Here is a 21,817-nt window from a genome sequence, read left to right on the forward strand (position 1 = left end):
TATCCAAACAAGCTAAAGATGCAGTGTTCCTCTTGTTTGCGATATACCATCATCATATTCAATTTGCAGACTGGAAATATATCGCATAAATCCCCATATTATTAAGATTCATTTGCCCCTTGTGGGCGTACTCCATGAACCAAAGAGAAGATAACGGATGAGCCAAGCTATCTGTCAAACAATTGCTTCAGAGCTGAATGTTCGCTCTGAACAGGTTATTGCAGCCGTTCAGTTAATTGATGACGGTAATACTGTTCCATTTATTGCACGATACAGAAAAGAAGTCACCGGCGGGCTGGATGACACTCAACTGAGAACACTGGATACCCGTTTATCTTACTTACGGGAACTGGACGAGCGTCGTCATACCATTCTGAAATCGATTCAGGATCAAGGCAAAATGACACCTGAACTGGAACAGGATATTCTCAGCGCAGACAGTAAAACCCGGCTCGAAGATTTATATCTGCCTTATAAACCGAAGCGACGCACCAAGGGCCAGATCGCCATCGAAGCAGGCCTTGAGCCTCTGGCAGATCAGTTATGGCATCATCCGCAACACTCACCCGAAGAAGAAGCGCAGCAATATATCAGCCCGGATAAAGGAATTGATGATTCAAAAGCGGCACTCGATGGTGCACGGGCAATTCTTATGGAACGCATCGCAGAAGATGCCAACCTGCTGGAAAAGATCCGGGCTTACATGAACCGCCATGCAGTCCTGACTGCCAGAGTCATTGCGGGACAAGAGCAGAAAGGCGAAAAATTTAAAGACTACTTTGAGCATCAGGAACCGGTGAGCAGTGTCCCGTCGCACCGGGCTCTGGCCATGCTGCGGGGGCGGAATGAAGGTTTCCTGACCCTGACACTGAATGCCGACCCGGAGCAGCCGGAAGCTGTCAGAGAATCCTACTGCGAAACGTTGATCGCAAAACATTACGATATCCATCTGAGTGATGCACCAGCAGACACATGGAGAAAACAGGTGATTGGCTGGGCATGGCGGGTCAAAGTCTCCGTGCATATGGAAACCGAGCTGATGTCAGCAATGAAAGAACGGGCTGAGATCGAAGCAATCGATGTGTTTGCGACAAACCTGAAAGATTTATTAATGGCCGCTCCGGCTGGCCCAAGAGCCACCCTGGGATTAGATCCGGGGCTCAGAACTGGCTGTAAAGTAGCTGTCGTTGACTCAACCGGCAAAGTACTTTCAACCTGTGCCATCTATCCTCATCCGCCACAAAAGCAGTACGAACAGGCGATAAAAACGATCGACTCAATGGTTCGCCAGTTTAATGTCGATCTCATTGCCATCGGTAACGGCACAGCTTCCCGGGAAACTGATTCATTTGCTGCGGATTTAATAAAACGGGGAAACCTTAAGGTTCAGAAAATTGTTGTCAGTGAAGCCGGTGCTTCCGTCTATTCTGCTTCTGAACTTGCCGCACAGGAATTTCCGGAGATGGATGTTTCTCTGCGTGGTGCGGTTTCTATTGCCCGTCGTCTTCAGGATCCTCTGGCTGAACTGGTTAAGATTGATCCGAAATCAATTGGTGTCGGACAATATCAGCATGATGTCAATCAGAGCCTGCTGGCTAAACGACTTGATGCCGTTGTAGAAGATTGTGTCAACGCCGTCGGTGTTGATGTAAACACAGCTTCACCAGCACTGCTGACCAGAGTCGCCGGACTATCAACAACACTGGCGAAAAATATCGTTGAATTCCGTGATGAGAATGGCCGGTTTGAATCCCGGACAACGCTGAAAAAAGTACCTCGGTTAGGCCCGAAAGCTTATGAACAGTGTGCCGGTTTCTTACGGATTATGAATGGGAAAAACCTGTTAGACAGCTCATCGGTTCACCCTGAAGCCTACCCGGTTGTGAAGAAAATTGTTCAAACGCACCAACAGGACATTGCCTCATTAATTGGCAACTCTGCATTTCTGAACGGATTGAATGCCAGTGACTACACCGACGAACACTTTGGTGTACCGACAGTGACAGATATTATCCGGGAACTGGATAAACCAGGCCGGGATCCCCGCCCTGAATTCAAAACCGCAAATTTTGCAGATGACATTCATGAAGTCAGTGATCTGGAACCGGGGATGGTTCTCGAAGGTGTAGTTTCGAATGTTGCCAACTTTGGCGCATTTGTCGATATTGGTGTCCATCAGGATGGTCTGGTGCATATCTCAGCACTGACAGACCGGTTTGTATCTGATCCGAGAGAAGTTGTGAAAGCGGGTGACATTGTCAAAGTGAAAGTGATGGAAGTCGACATTCAAAGAAAACGGATCGCGCTTTCCATGCGGCTTAATGATGAACCCGGGCAAGATAACAGAGCAGCAAAAACAAGCCGGCGTTCTTCTTCAAACACCCCAGCACCGAAAAAACACCGGCAAAGTCAGACCAATAGCGCAATGGGTGGTGCTTTCGCTGAAGCTTTTGCAAAAGCCAAAAAATAGAATCATTGCACTGATTACGTGTGATAAAAAAAACCCTGCGGAATACCGCAGGGTTTTTAAAAGATACAGTTCATAAAACTGCCAGTATTTCAGAAGGGATATTAGGTGCAATAGAATAGCCATAATGATATTTAATCACGACTCGCCGTCTTGCCATTTTGCCTTCATTTATCGCTGCATCAATAATATGTTTCGGAAACCTGAACCGGACAATATAGCCTTTTCCCTGATGCTCACTATAAGTCGATAACGCAAGTAACTCAAAAAGGCGCTCCAGTTCACCCTTAGACTCCTCCCGATACGCTGAGCTGCCATGATGCTCTTCATCTGCATCAATTTCATACTCAGGATGCTCCGTCGGATCCCAGGATGAACGTCTTCGACGCTTATCATCAGATTTAATCTGACGTTCAGCATTCGACTTCTCCAGCTGGACTGTCGGTGTCACCGGTTCTCTGACCCGGTTCTCACGTGCAGCCTGCTCCGTCTGCATATTAACTGATGGGGCAATAAGTGGCACACTTATATTATTCGGTGACACAATCATAGCCGAAATCTCCTCAGCATCGCCCGGCCCATTCAAATATCGAAAATGATAATTTGCATGATCCGATTACTTATCGGCAATGTATTTCAAAATTTTAGTGTTCACTTCCATTTTTGACGATTTTTTCGCCTGAATATTGCTTAGGCTATCAAATGCGCTGGTTATGAAACAATCAAATCAGGATGCAGCAAAAACAAGAACCTGATGGCAAAAATCTTCAGTTTCTGTCATAAAAGGCGCATGAGAAGAGCGGGAAAAGATACAACACTGACTTTCGGGGACAAAAGTTTTCAAATCTTCCGCAACCTGAACCGGCACCAAACCATCCAACCTGCCGTAAAGGCGTAAAAACGGCACTGAAATATTAGACAGTTGCGCTCTCATATCAATATCAGCAAGCATTGCAAGGCCAGAGAACAGAGCTTCCGGCGCGGGTGCAGGTCTTGAAAGTACTTTTTCTTTCAATGCTTTCACATCCTTTCTTGCCGTCGGACTCCCCATCGACTGCAACGCCATAAAACGCTCAACCGTCAGTTGAAAATCTTCTGCTAACTGTGATGAAAATGCTTTCAGCACTTTCGGCTGAATTCCGCGCCATTCATCCTGTGCAGCAAATTTAGGTGAGCTGGCCACAGTGATCAGTTTCTTTACCCGATGCTTATAATGCAGCGCTATATGGGTGGCAATCAGTCCACCTAAAGACCAGCCCAGCCATACTGCCTTTTCAGGGGCATCCTGAAGCACCAAAAGTGCTGTCTCTTCAATTGAAGATGCACAACAATGCGCACTGTGTCCATATCCGGGTAAATCAACAACATGAACACGATAGTGTTGCTTCAGGATCTCAACCGTTTGATCCCAGACAGCACCATTCATTCCCCAGCCATGGATTAATACCAAATCCTGGCCTTCACCTTCAGTCTGCCAATGTAAAACGTCAGACATGACTCGCATTCTCCCCTGCTAAATTCATACACAAACTAACATACGTCCGGAGACAATTGCATGATGATTCATTTACAACCCCGAATATAGATGATGCAATTCCAGACATTAAAAAATATCATTCTTCGCGCCATACCCCGACAATGTCCACTCTGTGAACTGGAACTTTATCCGGGCGACGGGCACTGGTGTACCCGTTGTATGCATTGGTTTGAACCAAAACCACGCTGCCAGCGCTGCGGCGAACCCGCTATTGAGCCCGTCAGCCAGTGTGGACAATGTTTGACCAACCCACCACCATGGCACCGACTTTATTGTCTTGGAGATTACACCTTTCCGCTCAATACCTACATCCGGAGAGTTAAGTATCAACGGCAATTCTGGCATTTGTCTCCGCTCTGCCAGTTACTTACACACCAAATTTCTGACCCCGCAGAACAATTGATCTCAGTCCCGATGCACTGGCAGCGTTACCTTTATCGCGGATTTAATCAGAGTGACTTAATCGCTTATCATCTCAGCCGCCTTCTGCATATATCTTACACCCCGGGCACGGTGAAAAAGAATCATGCAACACAACCACAGCAGGGTCAAAGCAGAAAGTCCAGATTACTCAACCTGAAAACCGCCTTTAGCCTGCAGCAGATACCTGATAAATTCCATGTTGCCATCGTTGATGATGTGGTTACAACAGGAACAACCGTCGGAAAAATATGCCGGTTATTAGAAGATTCCGGTGTCACTAAAATTGATATCTACTGCTTATGTAAAACACCAGAAAAGAGCGTATTCAATTGAATTAGCTGAAAAATCAACAAAAACCAGGCCAACCGAAATATTTGAATATGTCATTCACAATAAAATGATTGGCTCATTGATTTCACAAGCGTAGAATAACGATTAAATAGTCTACAAATATAGTCGGGTATTGTCGTGTCAAACATTGTTATTACTGAATCAGCTCAACAGCACTTTGTGAAACTTCTCGAACAACAACCGGAAGGAACAAACATCCGGGTTTTTGTGGTAAATCCCGGTACACCAAATGCCGAATGTGGGGTCTCATATTGCCCTGTTGATGCGATAGAAAATACTGATTCTGAAATTAAATTTCAGGGCTTTTCTGCTTATGTGGATGAATTAAGCCTTCCTTTCCTTGAAGATGCTGAAATTGATTTTGTAACTGACAAAATGGGTTCACAGCTTACATTGAAGGCACCCAATGCCAAGATGAAAAAAGTTTCAGATGATGCCCCGCTGCTTGAGCGTGTTGAATATATGATTCAAACCCAAATCAACCCTCAGCTGGCCGGTCATGGTGGCCATATTCAGTTACTGGAAATTACAGATGATGGCACAGCTGTTATCCAGTTTGGTGGTGGGTGCAATGGCTGCTCAATGGTCGACGTCACATTGAAAGATGGTGTTGAAAAAGAGTTACTCGCACATTTTTCCGGTGAACTGAATGCTGTAAAAGATTTAACTGAGCACGATCGTGGTGAGCATTCTTACTATTAGTTTTGTTATAAACAGGTAGTTTTGTGATATACAAGTAAAATAGCGCCAAACTATGCTTTTCAAAATCACAAATTTTCTCATATAGTTAAAACTGTAATTTCCTCCGAGGTATGAAGGTATGTCCGTCAAACAGTGTCCTGAGATTTTGAGTGTTACAACCGTGGCTAAATCACGTCTTTTCACGGTCGAATCGCTGGACTTATGTTTTTCAAACGGAGAGCGGCGGACATATGAGCGAATGCAGCCCCGGGGAAATAATGCGGTAATGATGGTCCCGGTGACCCAGAAAGGAGATTTACTCCTTGTCCGCGAATATGCAGCCGGTACACAAAGGTATGAATTAGGCTTTCCGAAAGGCTTAATTGACCCGGGGGAAACAGCAGAAGAAGCCGCGAACAGAGAACTGAAAGAAGAGGTAGGTTTTGGTGCGCATCAACTGACTTTTCTTAAAGAAGTGATTCTGGCACCTTCTTATTTCTCAGGCAAAATGAGTCTGTTTATTGCCAAAGAGCTCTATCCCGAAAAGCTTGAAGGTGATGAACCTGAACCTCTTGAGGTCATTCGCTGGCCTCTGAATCAGGCGGAAGAACTGTTAACCCACCTCGATTTCTGCGAATCACGCTCGATTTCAGCTTTGCTTCTTGCATTGCGTCATCTGAATCTGACAGGGGAGAAATAAAAATGGACACGCCTGAATATGCTCATTTAATCCCGCAGGTCATTGAAATTGCCAGAGCTTCCGGCCAACTCATCCTTGATTATTATCAGACAAAAAATTACGAAGCGTATATTAAAGGAGATGAGACACCCGTCACCAGTGCCGACATCGCTGCTCATAAGCTGATCATCAAAAAGCTGAATGCGCTCACTCCTTCCATCCCGGTTCTTTCTGAAGAAGCCGCTGATATCAGTCTTGAACAACGCTCTGAATGGCCAACTTACTGGCTCGTTGACCCCTTAGATGGCACACAGGAATTTATCGCCCGTAGTGGTGATTTTGCAACCATTATCGCTCTGGTTAAAGATAACCAGCCGATTATGGGTGTCGTTTATGCGCCCGTATCAGGCGTCACCTATTATGCATACAAGGATAAAGGTGCCTGGAAGATTCCGGATATGTCTGAGAGTATTCCCATCAAAACTCATTATCACGAGCTCTCTCAGTCTTCAATTTCGATTGCGATCAGCAGGCGTCAGGATATTAATAAAATTACCGGCCGTCTGAGTTCTGCATGGGATTATGAATTAGTCCCGCTCGGTTCTGCTGCACTAAAAGCCTGTCTGGTCGCTGAAGGGGCTGTTGATTGCTACCTTCGATTGGGTCCGACCGGTGAATGGGACACGGCAGCAACTCAGTGTATCGTGGAAGAAGCCGGAGGAAAAATTCTGAGTACCAGGCTTTCTCCGCTATCATATAACCTTCGTGAAACCCTGGAAAATCCGAATTTTATCGTTATTGGTGATCCAGAACTTCCCTGGAAAGATATTCTGCAAAATAAAAGTGAAGCATAAGCTTAATTTTGTGTGATTCCTCAATGTAAAAACTGCCCGGTCCGGGCAGTTTTTACATCTCGTGTTTCAAAAAAACGACCATAGGAATTGTAAATATGCCATGCCTTTATAGCTGGCCGTTAAATTTAAAATTATATCTTCCCTGATCATTGGCACGAAGCCCCATTTGAAGCATTTTTTCCATAGACTCAGGAAACCCGGGCGCAGGCTGTAACCAGCCGTCCAGTTTATATTTACGATTTGCATCCATAGTAACAGAGTACTCACTTCTCAAAACCAGTGATCTTTGCTTTCCTTTCAAAGTAATCCGGTTATTGTCACACACGACATTTGCAGACACTTTCTCCAGCGGTAAAGCCTGAGCCATCAGGGATAACTGCGCATTCTTCCACTCAAAGTCAGCGTTGGCCTGTTCACAAAAGGGTTCCCGGAATACATACTCTTTGACCATGACATCCAGTAGACCTTCAGCTGTAGCCGGAACAGGTAACGGCGCATGATCAACGATAGTCTGTGCAGGAACAGAGAAATGAAAATTCTGCAGAAAAGGTTTTCCGGAAAAAGAAGCACCGATACCACCTTTGCCCTGAATATGAAAATCACTCTGACGGCCAAATTTTACAGAAGCAAACAAACGGCCAGTCAACAGATCAAAAGGATGTACCCGCCAGTCAACTGTCCCCAAAGATTGTCTCTGCCAGCGAACCTGCTGCAGATGTCCCTGCCACACAGTACCCTTGGGAGAAACCAATTCAATCCCCCGGGGTAGCTGCACAAATTTCAATACAAATGCAGCCGGAAGATGAGCAATCAGACTAATACAAAAAATGAGACCGATACCAGCAACAGAAGCAACGACTTTCTTCCTACCCACTGCATTAACCCCGCTTTAACTGTAACCGTTTCACTTCAATCATGCCTTCTTGCTTACCCCGCTCAATATCCATCACATTAACCCGGATACCGTATTTTTCCTGCAAGAATACCAGCCAGTCAACAAACTGATTAAATGATAAAGGCTCAATCCAAACCTGAAAGCTTTGAGACATAGGTTGAATTCTGATTAACCGGATTCCAAACTGGCGTGTTGAATTCGTGATTAACTGATTCAGTGGCTTATCGGAAGCAACAAGCCCTCCCTGACCTCTCAAATCAACAACCTTATTCGCCTGCGATACAACCCAGTTATAAAGATTTTGCTCTGTATTTAATTTATTAACAGCCATTGCTCTTTGCTGTTGCAGCGGCTGAATCAATCCCGCGTAAACAAATACAACCACCGCAGCTACCGCAATAATCAATACAAGCTTTTGTTCTCTGAGTGATAATGATTTCCACCAACTCTGACAACGGCTCACCCATAGATTCATAACTAATTGCCTATTTTCTTTTTAGTGTATAAAAGCCCGCAACTTGCTTATTCGCTCGATTCAACGGACCTTGTTCAACGTCAAAATATTTTGCCAACTCTTTTTGTGCCGCTTCAAAACTCTGGAAGTTGGAACCCGTCACATCAATACGCACAGTTCCCTGTTGACCATCATAGTGTATCCGTTGAAGCTGCAGACCTTTCACCTTGCTCAGTGTCTTCGATAAATCCTCAAACAAAGAAATAGCCGAATTGTCATTATCACCGCCAGATAATAAAGCGACTTCATTTTTGATTAAACGCTTCAAATAACTGACGGTTGGAATCTTACGCCGGTCAGGGAACAGAGTCCTGAATACATGCTCACTTTGATCTCTTAACCCCTGAGCTTCTGACTCAAGACGCTGAATTTCAAGTGAGTGAGCAATTACAGTCAATATAACCAACGCAGCTAAAGCAATAAGACTCTTACGCCAAGCCTTCCAGGATTTCACCCAGGAAGAAGACTTCTTAAACGCCCCTGTCATCAGAGTCACAGGACTATTCAATGCGCCTTTGAGTAATAGTGAAAAAACTGAATCGGTGAGACTTTCGCTCCAAATCTGTTGGCCACTTTTTACTGATTCTGGTTTAGGAGAGTAAGTGGTTACTGTAACCGGTGATAGTGCTTCGCTTTCATCATCTTCAGAAGCATTCTGATTCTGACAAAGTAAAGGCATCCAGCCATGCTCGATACACATACCGTGATATTCACCCTGGCGAAATAACCACTCATCACCCAGTTGTAAAGCTGTCATTGTATTCTGTCCATCCTGAGGTTCAGGTAAAGCCAGAATATCAGGTAAAACCCGATCCACGACCATTCCGGCTTCAGAAAAGTGTGCCAGCACACTTTCCATCCAGTCATAGTCAACAGCAGCAGTAAATACTTGCTCACCTCGCTTAGACAATACAGAAAAATGCAAAGCATCTGCATCCTGGGCTAAGTCATCTTCTACTAAATAAGGCAACATTTTTTCAAATTGCCGGCTCTTACCAGAAGGCAGTGAAACTTCTTTTAAAATAACATCAGCACCGGAAAGGAGAACAATAACCGGACGCTGGTCAGCTTCTTCAGCTAATTCACCAACCTCCTCCCAGGAAGTCAGTTCTCCTTGTTTTCCAACAGATGTTGGCAAATCTGAGCCAATCCACCAATGCACTTTACTGTGTGGCTGGTTGCTCAGACGAACGAGCAGATATTCGCTCACGCTCTCCTCCAAAGCGACGGCGAATAACCGTCACATTTTCTCTATCATCACTATGTAATAAACTACGTATTCTCACGCGGGCATCATCAACAGATATCTGCGCATCTAATTCAAAATAGGTACTGTCTATACCTAAATATTTTTTTGCGTTGGAAAGCACAGTCTCATTAACGGCAGATAACTCATTTTCAGCTAAAAAGTCATCAAGACTGCTCCAACCCGCAAACGGACGATTCTGAATTAACTGAACGGCCGATGATTTACTCAAATATGGATGAAAAACAGCGACTAATAAATTGGCCTGTTTTTCGGAAATCGTATTAATATTTAATCTCCAGGTCGTGACCGGCAATGTACAAATGAGTGGGAGCAATTTTTCCATCGCCTGCCCGGATACACCCTGAACGGCCCGTAATTCCGTCGCATCAGCCAGTAAACCATCCGGTGCAACATACGCAGGAGACATAGATTCATAGTAGCTGTCTTCCACGCCATTTTGTGTGTTCACCGTCTGATTCGAGTCGATATAATCATAGGTAGAATCAGCAATTAACTCAGCCTGATAATTTTCAACCGAAACAGATTCCAGTAAATACTGAAATACCTGTAGCAGATATGGTCGCTCGGTACTTCCCGGTTCAGCTTTTGCTTTGGCTAATACATTGAGATTAAAACAAGCCTGCTTATCAAATATATCCCCTTCAACAAGGCCATAATCAAGCGGGTATTTTCTTCCTCTGACAGCCCAGGGCTGACTCATATTCACGGTGTCATCATCATCCTGATAACTATTCTCAATCGCAGATTCAGCCAGCCCTTCAACAGCAATACTGTACCAGTAAGCCTGCTGATACATGATCTGATGGCTTGCCCTTTTGTACTGGGTAAACAAACGCTCAGACATGACCGCTGCAATAGAAACCATCATCGCCAACAGCAACAATACGATAATCAGAGCTACCCCTCTGTTTTTCCTGAATGAGCTAGTCTGAATCATTTGATGTACCCAACTGAGCTCCGGGAGTTAAATAAACCCGTGCAATTTCGCCATAATCTTTCAGCTTAAATTTCACCTCGACAGCATTCGGTAAAGCAGCGCCACTATCCCAGGTATCAATCCACTTTTTTTTGTAATAATAACGGAACGACATGGATTCAACCTGCGTTAACAGTTTCATCACATTCCCCGAGTCACCGACAGGCGTGTCAGGATAACGCCACCAGATACGTTGTAATTGTCCTTCGGTAACCCGGTACCCAACCTTTGTCACTTCACCTCTTGGAAATTGCATTTGAGGATTAAGCCAGCCATAGCGGGTAAACATAATGCCCTGTGTATCTGACGACATTAAATTCTCTTTAGCAATCAACAGTAACTTACCCGGTTCTTCACCATCGGTCCTGAATTTACGAAGCGCCATTTGCCTGAAATCATTATCCATGATAGCCAACGTTCTTTGGATCTCAGCTAAACGTTGCTCTTTTTCATGTGTAACAACGCTGCTTCTTTGAACCTGATTCAAAACCTGATAAGCAGCAACTGACAAACTGGCAAGAATCGCTAAAGCAATCATGACTTCGAGCAGGGTAAAGCCTTTATGTTTTCGTCTAATTATTCTGCTCATTTTTCACATAACTTCTGACAGTAACAATCGATGCGCCTTTGGGTTTCAACGCGACACTGACATCAAATGCCTTTAAAACTGGTGACTCCGTTTTTATCACAGCGACCTTCCAGAACCAGGTTCGGCCAGCCATTTCCTCTTTGCCCTCCTGATTGGAAAGCGTACCGGGAGTCAGCATGACTTTAGCTAACTGATTATCAGCAACCATGGCTGCAAACGCCTTTTCTTCGAGGGTCTGAATTGTATTCACATGCTGACTGACAGCTCGGATCACACTCATTGATGCTGTTGCAAAAATAGCCAAAGCGATTAATACTTCCAGCAAAGTCATACCTTTATTTTGCTTCATTACGACTCTCTTCCGGAGATTTAATCCGCAAAACACCATCAGACGAAGATGTCACTGTCCAGTACTGATCAGGCGTGGATGAAGACCAGAAATGAAGAGAAAATGCTGTCATCTCACCACTGGTAAAAAGGATAACCTGAGGCTTATAAACCCGCTTTTTATCATCTTCTTCCTCACCAAAGTCCATATCTTCAAATAATGAACCTGGTTTAAAAAGACGCTCGGAGTTATTCCAGACTTCCCCACCCAGCTCAAAACGAAACCCTACGTCATCTTCTACTGAAACAACTTTGTTCATATCTGTTGATTCCAAAGGCTTCCACCCCTGATTACTCAACATCAGAAAGTCAATTTCATGTTTAGCTTCATCAACATACACGCCGTAATTTCTGCCGCTGAAAATCGCTTCTTCACTTAACAGCTGCATTCTCTGATACAACCGCTCTGCATTCTTTCTTGCAGTCTCCTGAGAATTGTCGGGCAACGTCATCACAACAGCCATTGCGCTGAGAGACAGAACCAATAACACCAGTAGAATCTCAAGTAATGTAAAACCTTGCTTATGTTTCATGGTTCCGGCTCACTTCAGACTGCCGCATTACTGGAAGTCAAGAACATTCCAGTTACCGATATCAGCATTGGCGCCTTCTCCGCCTTCCTGACCATCAGCGCCTAAAGTGAAAATATCAATCTTTCCTTTATCACCAGGGCTCAGATACTGGTAAGCATTTCCCCATGGGTCATTTGGCATACGTTTAATATAGCCACCATCACGATAATTTCGTGGATCCGGGTTGGATGGTTTTGTCACCAGAGCTTCCAGGCCTTGATCAGTTGTTGGGTAAACACTGTTATCCAATTTGTACATATCCAAAGCATTTTCGATCGACACAATGTCAGCAATCGCTTTCTTCTGGTCAGCCTTTTCTTTGTTCCCCAATAAATTAGGTACAACAAATGTTGCCAGAATCCCCAAAATTACGACAACGACCATCACTTCCAGTAATGTAAAACCGGCTGTTTGTTTTCTTGTTTTCATTCCCACTCCAACTTTTTTATATTCATGATACAGAAATATTATTTTGGCCCGCTTTAACGGGTCATCAAATTATTCATTTCCAAAATCGGCATTAATGTTGCCATTACAATAAATAAAACAAGCCCGGCCATCAAAGCTATCAACATAGGAGTAAATAGCCCCAGAGCAATATTCACTGTTGCTTCAAACTGTTCATCCTGATTATCTGCTGCACCAATCAACATGGTTTCCAGCTCACCACTTTGTTCCCCACTCGCAATCATATGCAGCATCATCGGAGGAAACAGTTTCGTCTGCTGTAATGAACTTCGGATACTGGCGCCTTCCCGGACAGATTCTGCAGCCTCCTTCACTTTCTCTCTGATGAAGGTATTACTCACAACATCCTGGGCAACCATCATCGCATCCAGAATCGGAATGCTACTGGAGGAACAAATCGCTAATGTCCGGGCAAACCGGGAGGTGTCTAACCCCCGGATAATCTTACCTATCAGCGGCATTGATAACAGTTTCCGGTGAAAAGCTAAGCGAAAATCAGGTTTTTTCAATGCAGTCCGGAAAATCCACCAGCTACAGATAATCAGCACAACCACCAGCCATCCCCATGACTTAATAAAGTCACTGGAATCCAGTAAAAACTGAGTTGACGCTGGTAACTTCTGACCCATTTGTACAAATTGGCCAACGATTTTCGGCACAACAGCAGTCAGCAAAAACGAAACAATCGCTATCGCAAAGAAAACTAAAACAATGGGGTAAATCAAGGCCTGCAACAGCTTAGAACGCATCTTTTGGCGGTGGTCTGTATAAGTTGCAAGACGGGATAGAACTAAATCCAGGTGGCCGGATTTTTCACCGGCAGACACCATAGAACGAAACAGGCTATCAAATATATGCGGGTATTCAGCCAGACTGTCAGCAAGGGAAAAACCTTCTGTGACTTTAGCTCTGACACTGGTTAGTACAGTCCGGATATTCGGCTTTTCAGTTTGTTCAATCACTGCCTGAAGGCAGGATTCCAAAGGCATCCCTGATTGAATGAGTGTCGATAACTGTCGGGTCAACAGTGCCAGATCACTGGAACTGATCCCCCGCTTCCAAGACATTTTGGGAGCCGAAGCATCGCCTGAGCGCTGAGACTGAGTCTGAGTCACTTCAATAGGCGTCATACCCTGCTCTTTAATTTTCTGCCGGATATGACGGGCACTATCACCTTCAAGAACGCCTTTTTTTCGTTTCCCTTTTTGGTCCAGTGCCTGATATTCAAATACAGCCATCAGCCCTCCTCTGTCACTCGAATCACTTCTTCAAGTGTCGTGACACCGGCTCTGGCTTTATCCAAACCATCGCTACGAATACTCGGATAGTTTTGTCGGATAAAATCTTCAATTGCCTGCTCACCCGCTTCGGTATGAATCAGCGCTTTTACTTTTTCATCAACAACCAGTAATTCATGAATCCCTGTTCGTCCGCGATATCCTTTATTATGACAATGTTCGCAACCACCAGGTGCATATAGCGTCAAACTATCTTCGGCGTTCAGACCAAACAGATTTTTCTGATCAGCTGTCGCTTCATATGGTTTTTTACATTCAGCACATAAAGTACGAACCAGCCGCTGCGCCAGTACACCAACAAGTGATGAAGAAATCAGGAAGGATTCTATCCCCATATCCCGGATACGTGTCACCGCACCAATTGCAGTATTGGTATGAAGAGTGGACATCACAAGGTGCCCCGTCAGTGACGCCTGAACAGCAATCTGAGCTGTCTCAAGGTCACGAATTTCACCGACCATGACCACATCCGGATCCTGACGCAAAATAGCACGCAGCCCTCTGGCAAACGTCATATCAACTTTTACATTGACCTGAGTCTGACCGATACCATCAATATCAAATTCGATCGGGTCTTCAACCGTAAGAATATTTTTCTCAGTGCGATCCAATTCCTGCAAGCCAGCATAAAGTGTTGTCGACTTACCGGAACCTGTAGGACCTGTAACCAGAAGAATGCCATGCGGACGCTGAATCAGATCCCGGAACTGAATATAAATCTGTTCAGTCATCCCCAGGTCCTGCAAATTAAGCCGGGTCGCATTCTTATCTAATATACGGAGAACAACCCGCTCACCGTGAGAAGATGGCATAGTTGATACCCGAACATCAACAGCGCGTCCACCAATACGCAATGAAATACGTCCATCCTGTGGTACACGTTTTTCAGCGATGTCGAGTTTTGCCATGACTTTGACACGGGAAACCAGCAGAGGCGCTAATTTCCGGCTGGGAGAAAGGACCTCCCGCAACATTCCATCGACACGAAACCGAATCGAAAGAGAGGCCTCAAAGGTTTCAATATGTATATCTGAAGCTTCTTCCTTGATGGCTTCACTTAACATCGCATTGATCAGCTTAATAATCGGGGCATCATCATCAGAATCTAACAAATCCTGATTTGCCGGCAGTTCTTCTGCCAAAGCAAAGAAATCATCACTATCCGCCCCCAGGTCTTCCATTAACTGACGGGTTTCAGAGGAATCTCTCTGATACACCTCCGTTAATTTCGTCTCAAAATCATCAACTGAAAGCGGCATAAGTGTAAACGGGGTTTTCAGCGCCCGTTTCGCTTCAGCTAAAGCTTCGATTGATACGGGCTCAACGTAATACAGAAAAGATGAACCCGTGTCAGGAGAATCTTCAAACACCAGCTGAAAACGATTAGCAAAACTAAAAGGTAAACGCTGCACAATTACTCCTGCTTAGAACTTACTTGTTCAAGGAAAGACTGAATTTCAGCCGGATAATGGAGTTGGGATTCATAAGTTGGTAAGACAGGTACATCTTTGTCATCCATCAACTTCAACCCTTGTTCTGCTTTCAACAGCTGCTCAGCCCGGATGTAATTATATTTCCTTTGGGTAACACCATCTGCCGTCACACCATTGCGAATAATGGTCGGTTTGATAAATACCATCAGGTTTTTCTTCTCAACTTTAGTACTGGTTGAGCGGAATAAATATCCCAGCAATGGAATGTCACCGAGGAAAGGTACTTTTGATTCACTTTCCTGAGTTCGCTCATCAATCAAACCACCAAGTACCAGCATCTGGCCATCTTTAACCATCACCGAAGTGTTGAGCTGACGTTTTGCAAAACGAACATCAACCGCGCCTCCGGCAGCAAGCACATTAGAGACTTCCTGATCGATATTCAGTAGTACTGAATCACCTTCATTGATCTGTGGCTTAACCTTCAGCTTGATACCCACTTCTTTACGGTCAACAGTCTGGAATGGATTACTGTTACTTGAACTGGACGTTGAACCAGTCAAAACGGGAACTTCTTCCCCAACCACAAACGATGCTTCACCGTTGTCCATCACAGTAATGCTCGGAGAGGAAAGAATATTCGAGCTGGAGTCAGTAGAAACCGCGCTCAACAGAGCTGTCCAGTCTCCCATCACAATACTGACGGCGGCCCCTTCAACACCTTGTAATGCTTCTGCAAGAGTTGAGTAATCGCCACTTTCAGTTGATGTATACGGTCGCCGGTTCCCATTGCTGTCATAATAATACTCAGTTGTCTCCTGATCTTTTGCCTCTTCAAGGCCAACCATGACACTACCAACCGAAGTTCCGGTATTACTGAACTGAATAGCGGAACCACTTTCAATAGAACCCCACTGGATTCCGAGGTTAATTCCGTCACCTTCAGACATTTCTACAATCAGTGCTTCAATCAATACCTGGGCACGACGAATATCCAGCTGAGATACGACATCAAGTAAGGAATTCATGATGTCTTTAGGCGCGCTGATGATCAAAGAGTTTGTTTCTTTGTGAGCAGCAATCACAACATCTGTTCTTTTGGAAGATTTTGCCGATTTGCCTTCGCCCTGCTTTTCCGCCTGAATATTATCCGATACCCCTTTCAGTACATCGACTAAATCTTCAGCCTTCGCATATTTCAGATAAACAACCCGATGATTACTCTTCGTCGCCATCTCAATATCAAGGTTTCTGATTAACCGGGAAATCCGGGCTCTGATCTTAGGATCACCTGAAATCAATATTGAATTGGTTCGTTCATCGGCAACCAGCTTTGGCTTCAAAAACTCAGGCATTCTTTTTGAGTTTTGATCTTTATTTAACGCTTCAACAATCCTGACAACTTCAGGCGCTGATGCGTTTTCCAGTGTCACGACCGCAATATCGGTATTACCAGCCCGATCAACCCGTTCTATGATTTTTGCCAGCCGGTCAACAACGGCAGAACGGCCGGTTAATAAAATAATATTAGCCGGATCATAGTGCACAACATTACCAGAGCCAGCATTGTTAACTAACTGCCTCAACAAGGGTGAGAGCTCTTTAACAGAAACATTATGAACTGAAACAACCCGGGTAATCACGCTATCAGCACTGGTTGTTTCAGACACATCCAGTACAGGTATTGCTGATGTTTTGGCATCTTTAGACTTGATAACCTTCAACACCCCGTTATCCATTTCTACAACTGCGAAGCCATAGACCTGTAATACATTTAAGAAGAAACCATAATACTGCTCATCACTGAGTGTATCGTAACTGCGAACATCAATTTTTCCACGAACGACAGGATCAACAATGATCGTTTTATGAAGATTCCGACCAACAATATTGATGAATTCCTGAATATCAGTGCCTTTAAAATTAATACTATATTCATTCGCTAAGGCCATTGGAGAAATAATTACACTTCCCAGCAACAACCACGTACTCTTTTTTAGCCAATGCTTCACGTCTAAACTCCCTAATCCTTAGCGACGTTGTAGTTAAAATTGAATATAAATGTCATGAGGTTGACCATCTCTCTCAACTGTAATTTTCATTTCAGATAAATCCGATAATTCAGAGCTAATTTTTACCATTGCATTTTTGTCTGTCAGATCAACATCATTGAGTTTTACAGCAATATCCCCACGTTTTAATCCAACAGATTTGAAAAGCTCCGGTGATCGGCCGGGGCTTAACCGGTAGCCAATCACTGCATTATTTCTTTTAATCTGCGATAAACGTACATATTGAAAAAGATTTTGAGGGTTATTTGAGAGTTCTTGTTTGATTTGTGCAAGCTTTTTATCAGATGTGTGGCGGGTATGCTCTGTAAATTTCCCCGGAGTGTGAGCTTTATTCCTGATAGGCCCCATTTGTTGATAAAGCTTCGGGTCAATATTTTCAAGCATTAATGTTTCATCTCTGCCCGAGTTGTTGATGATAACCCGATCCGCTAATACGGCTTTCAGTGATGCTCTGGTTCCTTTGATAGATTCATCCAGACCATATGTATCCTGCTCACCTCTCAATGCAATGATTGCAAGATTACCATGAATCTCATCACTGACAACGACACCGACAAGCTTCAAATTTAATTTTGTTTTTGGCGCATTAACCATCACTGTATTTTGTACAGGTTTAGAGCTCCGGTTAAACTCACCAAATAAATTCTGCTGCTTAACAAAGCGGCTATCGAATACTTTCTGCGTTCCGGAATGTGCTGCCGTTGTTGGTTTCCATACAGAAACATGACTACTATTATTATGAAAAGGCATCCAGACCGCTTTTCCCAGATACCATGCAAAAATAGCCCACAGTACAACTGTTAAACCGGTACTAACTAAATTTTGATGATTCAAAACAGAGCGCCACAAGGATGACAATACAGTTGTTGCTGAATGTTTAATTTTAATATCAAATTGCTGCAATTTTGTTACCTTTTCCAGGCTCTCCGCTGAAACTCAAGGGATACCTTAATACTCGTGTCTTATGAAACAATGATTAATATATCATACCCAGATCGTGATCCAGTGCTTTATGCTCGATTTTCTACTTTTTCTTGAAAATAGCGCTGAAAATCACCATTTATAGTATTAATAATAAGTTTCTACCAATTTACTTAGAGGAGAATTTCTTCTATGAGTTCCCTAAATGAACCAGTTAGATTAGATAAATGGCTATGGGCAGCAAGATTCTATAAAACCCGTTCCATTTCTCGTTCTATGATTGATGGCGGAAAAGTCCATTATAACGGGCAACGCACCAAGCCCAGCAAGATAATCGAAATTGGGGCTGAGATTACTTTACGGCAGGGATATGAAGAAAAAACTGTCGTGATTGAAAAAATTTCAGCCCAACGTAAAGGCGCACAGGAAGCGCAAACACTATATACTGAGACCGCTGAAAGTATTGAGAAACGGGAAATCAATACACAACAAAGAAAAATGAATGCGCATAACCCAAGTCCGGATAAGCGTCCGGATAAAAAGCAGCGACGTGATATTATTAAGTTTAAACATCAATAAAGAGCTGAGGTTTCTTTAAATGACAAGCAATGTATTAAACCGCTATCTGTTTGATAACTTATCGGTACGTGGTGAACTGGTGCAACTGGACGAAACCTATCAGCAGCTTACTTCTGGTCAGGCCTATCCAGCCCCGGTAAAATCTTTACTGGGTGAATTACTTGTAGCAACAACGCTGCTGACAGCAACGATGAAATTCGAAGGCTCTATCACCATGCAGTTACAGGGAGATGGTGCAGTCTCTTTAGCTGTAATTAACGGAGATCATAACCAGCAGGTCAGAGGCGTTGCCCGCTGGGAAGGAAAGATTCCTGAAGATGCAACGTTGCATCAGCTCATCGGTAAAGGCCACCTGGTTATCACCATTGAACCGAACCATGGGGAAAAATATCAGGGGATTGTTGGCTTAGACGGTGAGAATCTGGCAGAAGTTCTGGAAGGTTATTTTCAACATTCAGAACAGCTCAAGACAAAATTATGGATTCACACCAGTGAAACACATGCTGCGGGTATGCTATTACAGGTAATGCCAGACGGAACCGGTAGCCCCGATGATTTTGAGCATCTGGAGCAATTGACTGCAACCATATCGGCAGAAGAACTGTTTTCATTGAGTGCAAATGACTTACTCTATCGTTTGTACCATCAGGAAGATATAAAACTGTTCCAGCCACAGCCTGTGAGTTTTCAGTGTAACTGTTCAAGACAAAGAACAGGCAGAGCGATTACAACATTGCCTGTGGATGAAGTCAGAAAACTCATTCTGCAGGATGGACACATCACTCTTCATTGTGATTATTGTGGCACTAATTACCATTTCACTGAGGACGATGTGGATCAACTCCTTATTGATCAAACCGGATCGGAAAAAACGATTCATTAAGCTAAATTTTCCACACCAAATCACGTTAATGAAAACCAGTTATCGCTGGTTTTCATTTCTTCGCATCATCAAAATTTTTCGTACTACAATTAAATTTGTTGTCTTCCTGACGATTGAAACACTGATATAGCCCGGCATATTTGGAATTATGTAGGTTTATCTGGTTTATGTCGTGCGAAACCCAATCATTCAAATGGCTATGCACGCATGACCATCATGGTTATTTTTTGAACCATATCCCTGTTTTCATCAATGACCATTGCTAGCATGAGATCAGATAAAAATTCCAACAATTATACAAAAATTTATCTACATACCCTACAAAGGAGCACCTATGACCGTAATGGAACAATTAAAGGCTGCAAATATCGATCTTACTTCTTATGGCATAAACAATGTTACGGAGATTGTATACAACCCAAGCTACGAACAATTATTTGAAGAGGAAACGGCTCCCCAACTGGAAGGTTATGAGAAAGGAATTCTGACTAAACCCGGCTCCGTTGCTGTCGATACCGGCGTTTTCACAGGCCGCTCACCAAAGGATAAATTTATTGTTAAAGATGACACAACAAGAGACAACTTTTGGTGGACATCTGATAGTGTTAAAAACGATAACAAACCAATCACTCAAGCTGTATGGGATGATCTCAAAAAGTTAGTCACTCAACAATTATCTAATAAGCGCCTGTTTGTTCTTGATGGCTATTGTGGTGCCAATCCGGATACCCGGCTGAGCGTCAGGTTTATTACTGAAGTGGCCTGGCAGGCCCACTTTGTCAAGAATATGTTCATTCGCCCAACAGAAGAAGAACTCAAATCATTTGAGCCTAACTTTGTTGTCATGAACGGTGCAAAATGTACCAACCCCGACTGGAAACGACACGAACTTAATTCCGAAAATTTCACTGTTTTCAATTTGACAGAAAAAATGCAACTAATTGGCGGTACATGGTATGGCGGAGAGATGAAGAAAGGTATATTCGCTATCATGAATTACTTCCTGCCACTGAAAGGCATTGCTTCCATGCATTGCTCTGCCAATATGGGAAAAGATGATGATGTGGCAATTTTCTTTGGCTTATCCGGAACAGGTAAAACAACACTTTCAACCGATCCCAAACGAGCATTAATTGGTGATGATGAACACGGCTGGGATGATGATGGTGTCTTTAATTTTGAGGGTGGATGTTACGCAAAAACCATCAAATTATGCAAAGAAGCGGAACCGGATATATACAATGCGATCCGGCGGGATGCATTACTGGAAAATGTCACTGTAAGAGCTGATGGCAGCGTTGATTACGATGATGGCTCAAAAACAGAAAACACAAGAGTATCTTATCCAATTTATCATATTGATAATATCGTGAAACCGATATCAAAAGGTGGGCATGCGAAGAAAGTTATTTTCTTATCTGCTGATGCATTCGGTGTCCTGCCTCCCGTCTCAAAACTGACTCCGGAGCAAACAAAATACCACTTTCTTTCCGGGTTCACCGCTAAATTAGCCGGTACTGAGCGGGGAATCACTGAACCGACACCGACATTTTCAGCCTGCTTTGGCGCAGCCTTCCTGACACTGCACCCAACAAAATATGCAGATGTTCTGGTGAAGCGGATGGAATCCGCCGGTGCAGAGGCTTATCTGGTCAATACTGGCTGGAATGGTACAGGTAAACGCATATCCATTCAGGATACCCGTTGTATCATTGATGCGATTTTAGATGGTTCAATTGAAAACGCACCAACCAAAACAATTCCTATCTTTAATCTGGAAGTACCAACCGCTTTGCCCGGCGTTGATTCTGAAATTTTAGATCCCCGGGAAACATATATCGACGCACTGCAGTGGGAAAGCAAAGCAAAAGATCTGGCTTCTCGTTTTATTAAAAACTTTGAGAAGTATACAGATAATGAAGAAGGTAAAGCACTTATCAGTGCCGGCCCCCGGTTAGATTAGTATCA

22 protein-coding genes are annotated in these 21,817 nt (G+C 43.8%); 8 read left to right on the top strand and 14 right to left on the bottom strand.

Going from position 1 to position 21,817, the window contains the following annotated elements; translation table 11 throughout:
- Positions 1–157 precede the first annotated feature (157 nt).
- Positions 158–2,470, top strand: coding sequence for a Tex family protein (locus tag OC443_RS17710; protein ID WP_073585819.1), 2,313 nt, complete (start codon positions 158–160; stop codon positions 2,468–2,470).
- A 70-nt stretch (positions 2,471–2,540) separates the two neighbouring features.
- On the opposite strand, the gene OC443_RS17715 is transcribed toward OC443_RS17710, so the two are convergent.
- Positions 2,541–3,017 carry an ATP-dependent Lon protease gene (locus tag OC443_RS17715; protein WP_073585818.1) on the bottom strand — a complete coding sequence of 159 codons (477 nt, stop codon included), beginning with the start codon at positions 3,015–3,017 and terminating at the stop codon, positions 2,541–2,543.
- A gap of 177 nt (positions 3,018–3,194) precedes the next feature.
- A complete protein-coding gene (gene bioH, locus OC443_RS17720) occupies positions 3,195–3,962 on the bottom strand; it encodes a pimeloyl-ACP methyl ester esterase BioH (RefSeq protein WP_073585817.1) in 768 nt (255 codons plus the stop codon).
- Positions 3,963–4,055: 93 nt separating this feature from the next.
- Here bioH and OC443_RS17725 point away from each other — a divergent pair, with 93 nt between their 5' ends.
- The 4 genes from OC443_RS17725 (at position 4,056) to cysQ (ending at position 6,992) form a co-directional block, all read left to right on the top strand.
- Positions 4,056–4,760 carry a phosphoribosyltransferase family protein gene (locus tag OC443_RS17725; RefSeq protein WP_073585816.1) on the top strand — a complete coding sequence of 235 codons (705 nt, stop codon included), beginning with the start codon at positions 4,056–4,058 and terminating at the stop codon, positions 4,758–4,760.
- A gap of 135 nt (positions 4,761–4,895) precedes the next feature.
- The gene (gene nfuA, locus OC443_RS17730) at positions 4,896–5,480 is read left to right on the top strand and encodes a Fe-S biogenesis protein NfuA (protein WP_073585815.1); all 585 of its coding nucleotides are present in this window, start codon (positions 4,896–4,898) and stop codon (positions 5,478–5,480) included.
- A 118-nt stretch (positions 5,481–5,598) separates the two neighbouring features.
- Entirely contained in the window at positions 5,599–6,159 is a 561-nt protein-coding gene (nudE, locus tag OC443_RS17735; protein WP_073585814.1) for an ADP compounds hydrolase NudE, read from the top strand.
- Positions 6,160–6,161: 2 nt separating this feature from the next.
- Complete coding sequence (gene cysQ / locus OC443_RS17740; RefSeq protein WP_073585813.1) at positions 6,162–6,992, top strand: 3'(2'),5'-bisphosphate nucleotidase CysQ; 831 nt, start codon at positions 6,162–6,164, stop codon at positions 6,990–6,992.
- Positions 6,993–7,098: 106 nt separating this feature from the next.
- On the opposite strand, the gene OC443_RS17745 is transcribed toward cysQ, so the two are convergent.
- Genes OC443_RS17745 through gspC form a run of 12 tightly spaced genes read right to left on the bottom strand, consistent with a single transcriptional unit; the run spans position 7,099 to position 18,369 of the window.
- The gene (locus tag OC443_RS17745) at positions 7,099–7,866 is read right to left on the bottom strand and encodes a type II secretion system protein N (RefSeq protein WP_083601755.1); all 768 of its coding nucleotides are present in this window, start codon (positions 7,864–7,866) and stop codon (positions 7,099–7,101) included.
- A 4-nt stretch (positions 7,867–7,870) separates the two neighbouring features.
- The gene (locus OC443_RS17750) at positions 7,871–8,362 is read right to left on the bottom strand and encodes a type II secretion system protein M (protein WP_073585812.1); all 492 of its coding nucleotides are present in this window, start codon (positions 8,360–8,362) and stop codon (positions 7,871–7,873) included.
- 10 nt (positions 8,363–8,372) lie between these two features.
- Complete coding sequence (gene gspL / locus OC443_RS17755) at positions 8,373–9,611, bottom strand: type II secretion system protein GspL (protein ID WP_073585811.1); 1,239 nt, start codon at positions 9,609–9,611, stop codon at positions 8,373–8,375.
- On the bottom strand, positions 9,565–10,608 hold the full coding sequence (gene gspK, locus OC443_RS17760) for a type II secretion system minor pseudopilin GspK (protein WP_073585810.1): 1,044 nt from the start codon (positions 10,606–10,608) through the stop codon (positions 9,565–9,567). Before gspK ends, gspL begins: the two co-directional genes overlap by 47 nt.
- Entirely contained in the window at positions 10,595–11,236 is a 642-nt protein-coding gene (gspJ, locus tag OC443_RS17765; protein ID WP_073585809.1) for a type II secretion system minor pseudopilin GspJ, read from the bottom strand. Before gspJ ends, gspK begins: the two co-directional genes overlap by 14 nt.
- Positions 11,220–11,585 (bottom strand): type II secretion system minor pseudopilin GspI, encoded by a 366-nt coding sequence (gene gspI / locus OC443_RS17770; protein WP_073585808.1) that lies wholly within the window; start codon positions 11,583–11,585, stop codon positions 11,220–11,222. Before gspI ends, gspJ begins: the two co-directional genes overlap by 17 nt.
- Positions 11,572–12,156: a type II secretion system minor pseudopilin GspH gene (gene gspH, locus OC443_RS17775; RefSeq protein WP_073585807.1), complete on the bottom strand. Its 585-nt coding sequence runs from the start codon at positions 12,154–12,156 to the stop codon at positions 11,572–11,574. The genes gspI and gspH overlap by 14 nt, the downstream gene beginning before the upstream one ends.
- 27 nt (positions 12,157–12,183) lie before the next feature.
- Positions 12,184–12,624 (bottom strand): type II secretion system major pseudopilin GspG, encoded by a 441-nt coding sequence (gene gspG, locus OC443_RS17780; protein WP_073585806.1) that lies wholly within the window; start codon positions 12,622–12,624, stop codon positions 12,184–12,186.
- A gap of 53 nt (positions 12,625–12,677) precedes the next feature.
- Positions 12,678–13,901, bottom strand: coding sequence for a type II secretion system inner membrane protein GspF (gspF, locus tag OC443_RS17785; RefSeq protein WP_073585805.1), 1,224 nt, complete (start codon positions 13,899–13,901; stop codon positions 12,678–12,680).
- Positions 13,901–15,376, bottom strand: coding sequence for a type II secretion system ATPase GspE (gene gspE, locus OC443_RS17790; protein WP_073585804.1), 1,476 nt, complete (start codon positions 15,374–15,376; stop codon positions 13,901–13,903). The genes gspF and gspE overlap by 1 nt, the downstream gene beginning before the upstream one ends.
- Positions 15,376–17,406, bottom strand: a complete 2,031-nt coding sequence (gspD, locus tag OC443_RS17795) for a type II secretion system secretin GspD (RefSeq protein WP_073585803.1) — start codon at positions 17,404–17,406, stop codon at positions 15,376–15,378. Before gspD ends, gspE begins: the two co-directional genes overlap by 1 nt.
- A gap of 33 nt (positions 17,407–17,439) precedes the next feature.
- Positions 17,440–18,369: a type II secretion system protein GspC gene (gene gspC, locus OC443_RS17800; protein ID WP_262021693.1), complete on the bottom strand. Its 930-nt coding sequence runs from the start codon at positions 18,367–18,369 to the stop codon at positions 17,440–17,442.
- Between the two features lie 210 nt (positions 18,370–18,579).
- Between gspC and hslR the strand changes: the two genes are divergently transcribed.
- The 3 genes from hslR (at position 18,580) to pckA (ending at position 21,812) form a co-directional block, all read left to right on the top strand.
- Complete coding sequence (gene hslR, locus OC443_RS17805) at positions 18,580–18,966, top strand: ribosome-associated heat shock protein Hsp15 (RefSeq protein ID WP_073585802.1); 387 nt, start codon at positions 18,580–18,582, stop codon at positions 18,964–18,966.
- Positions 18,967–18,985: 19 nt separating this feature from the next.
- The gene (gene hslO, locus OC443_RS17810; RefSeq protein WP_073585801.1) at positions 18,986–19,849 is read left to right on the top strand and encodes an Hsp33 family molecular chaperone HslO; all 864 of its coding nucleotides are present in this window, start codon (positions 18,986–18,988) and stop codon (positions 19,847–19,849) included.
- A 334-nt stretch (positions 19,850–20,183) separates the two neighbouring features.
- Positions 20,184–21,812, top strand: a complete 1,629-nt coding sequence (gene pckA, locus OC443_RS17815; protein ID WP_073585800.1) for a phosphoenolpyruvate carboxykinase (ATP) — start codon at positions 20,184–20,186, stop codon at positions 21,810–21,812.
- Positions 21,813–21,817: the final 5 nt, after the last annotated feature.

This window comes from Vibrio quintilis (genome assembly GCF_024529975.1).
GTDB lineage: Bacteria > Pseudomonadota > Gammaproteobacteria > Enterobacterales > Vibrionaceae > Vibrio > Vibrio quintilis.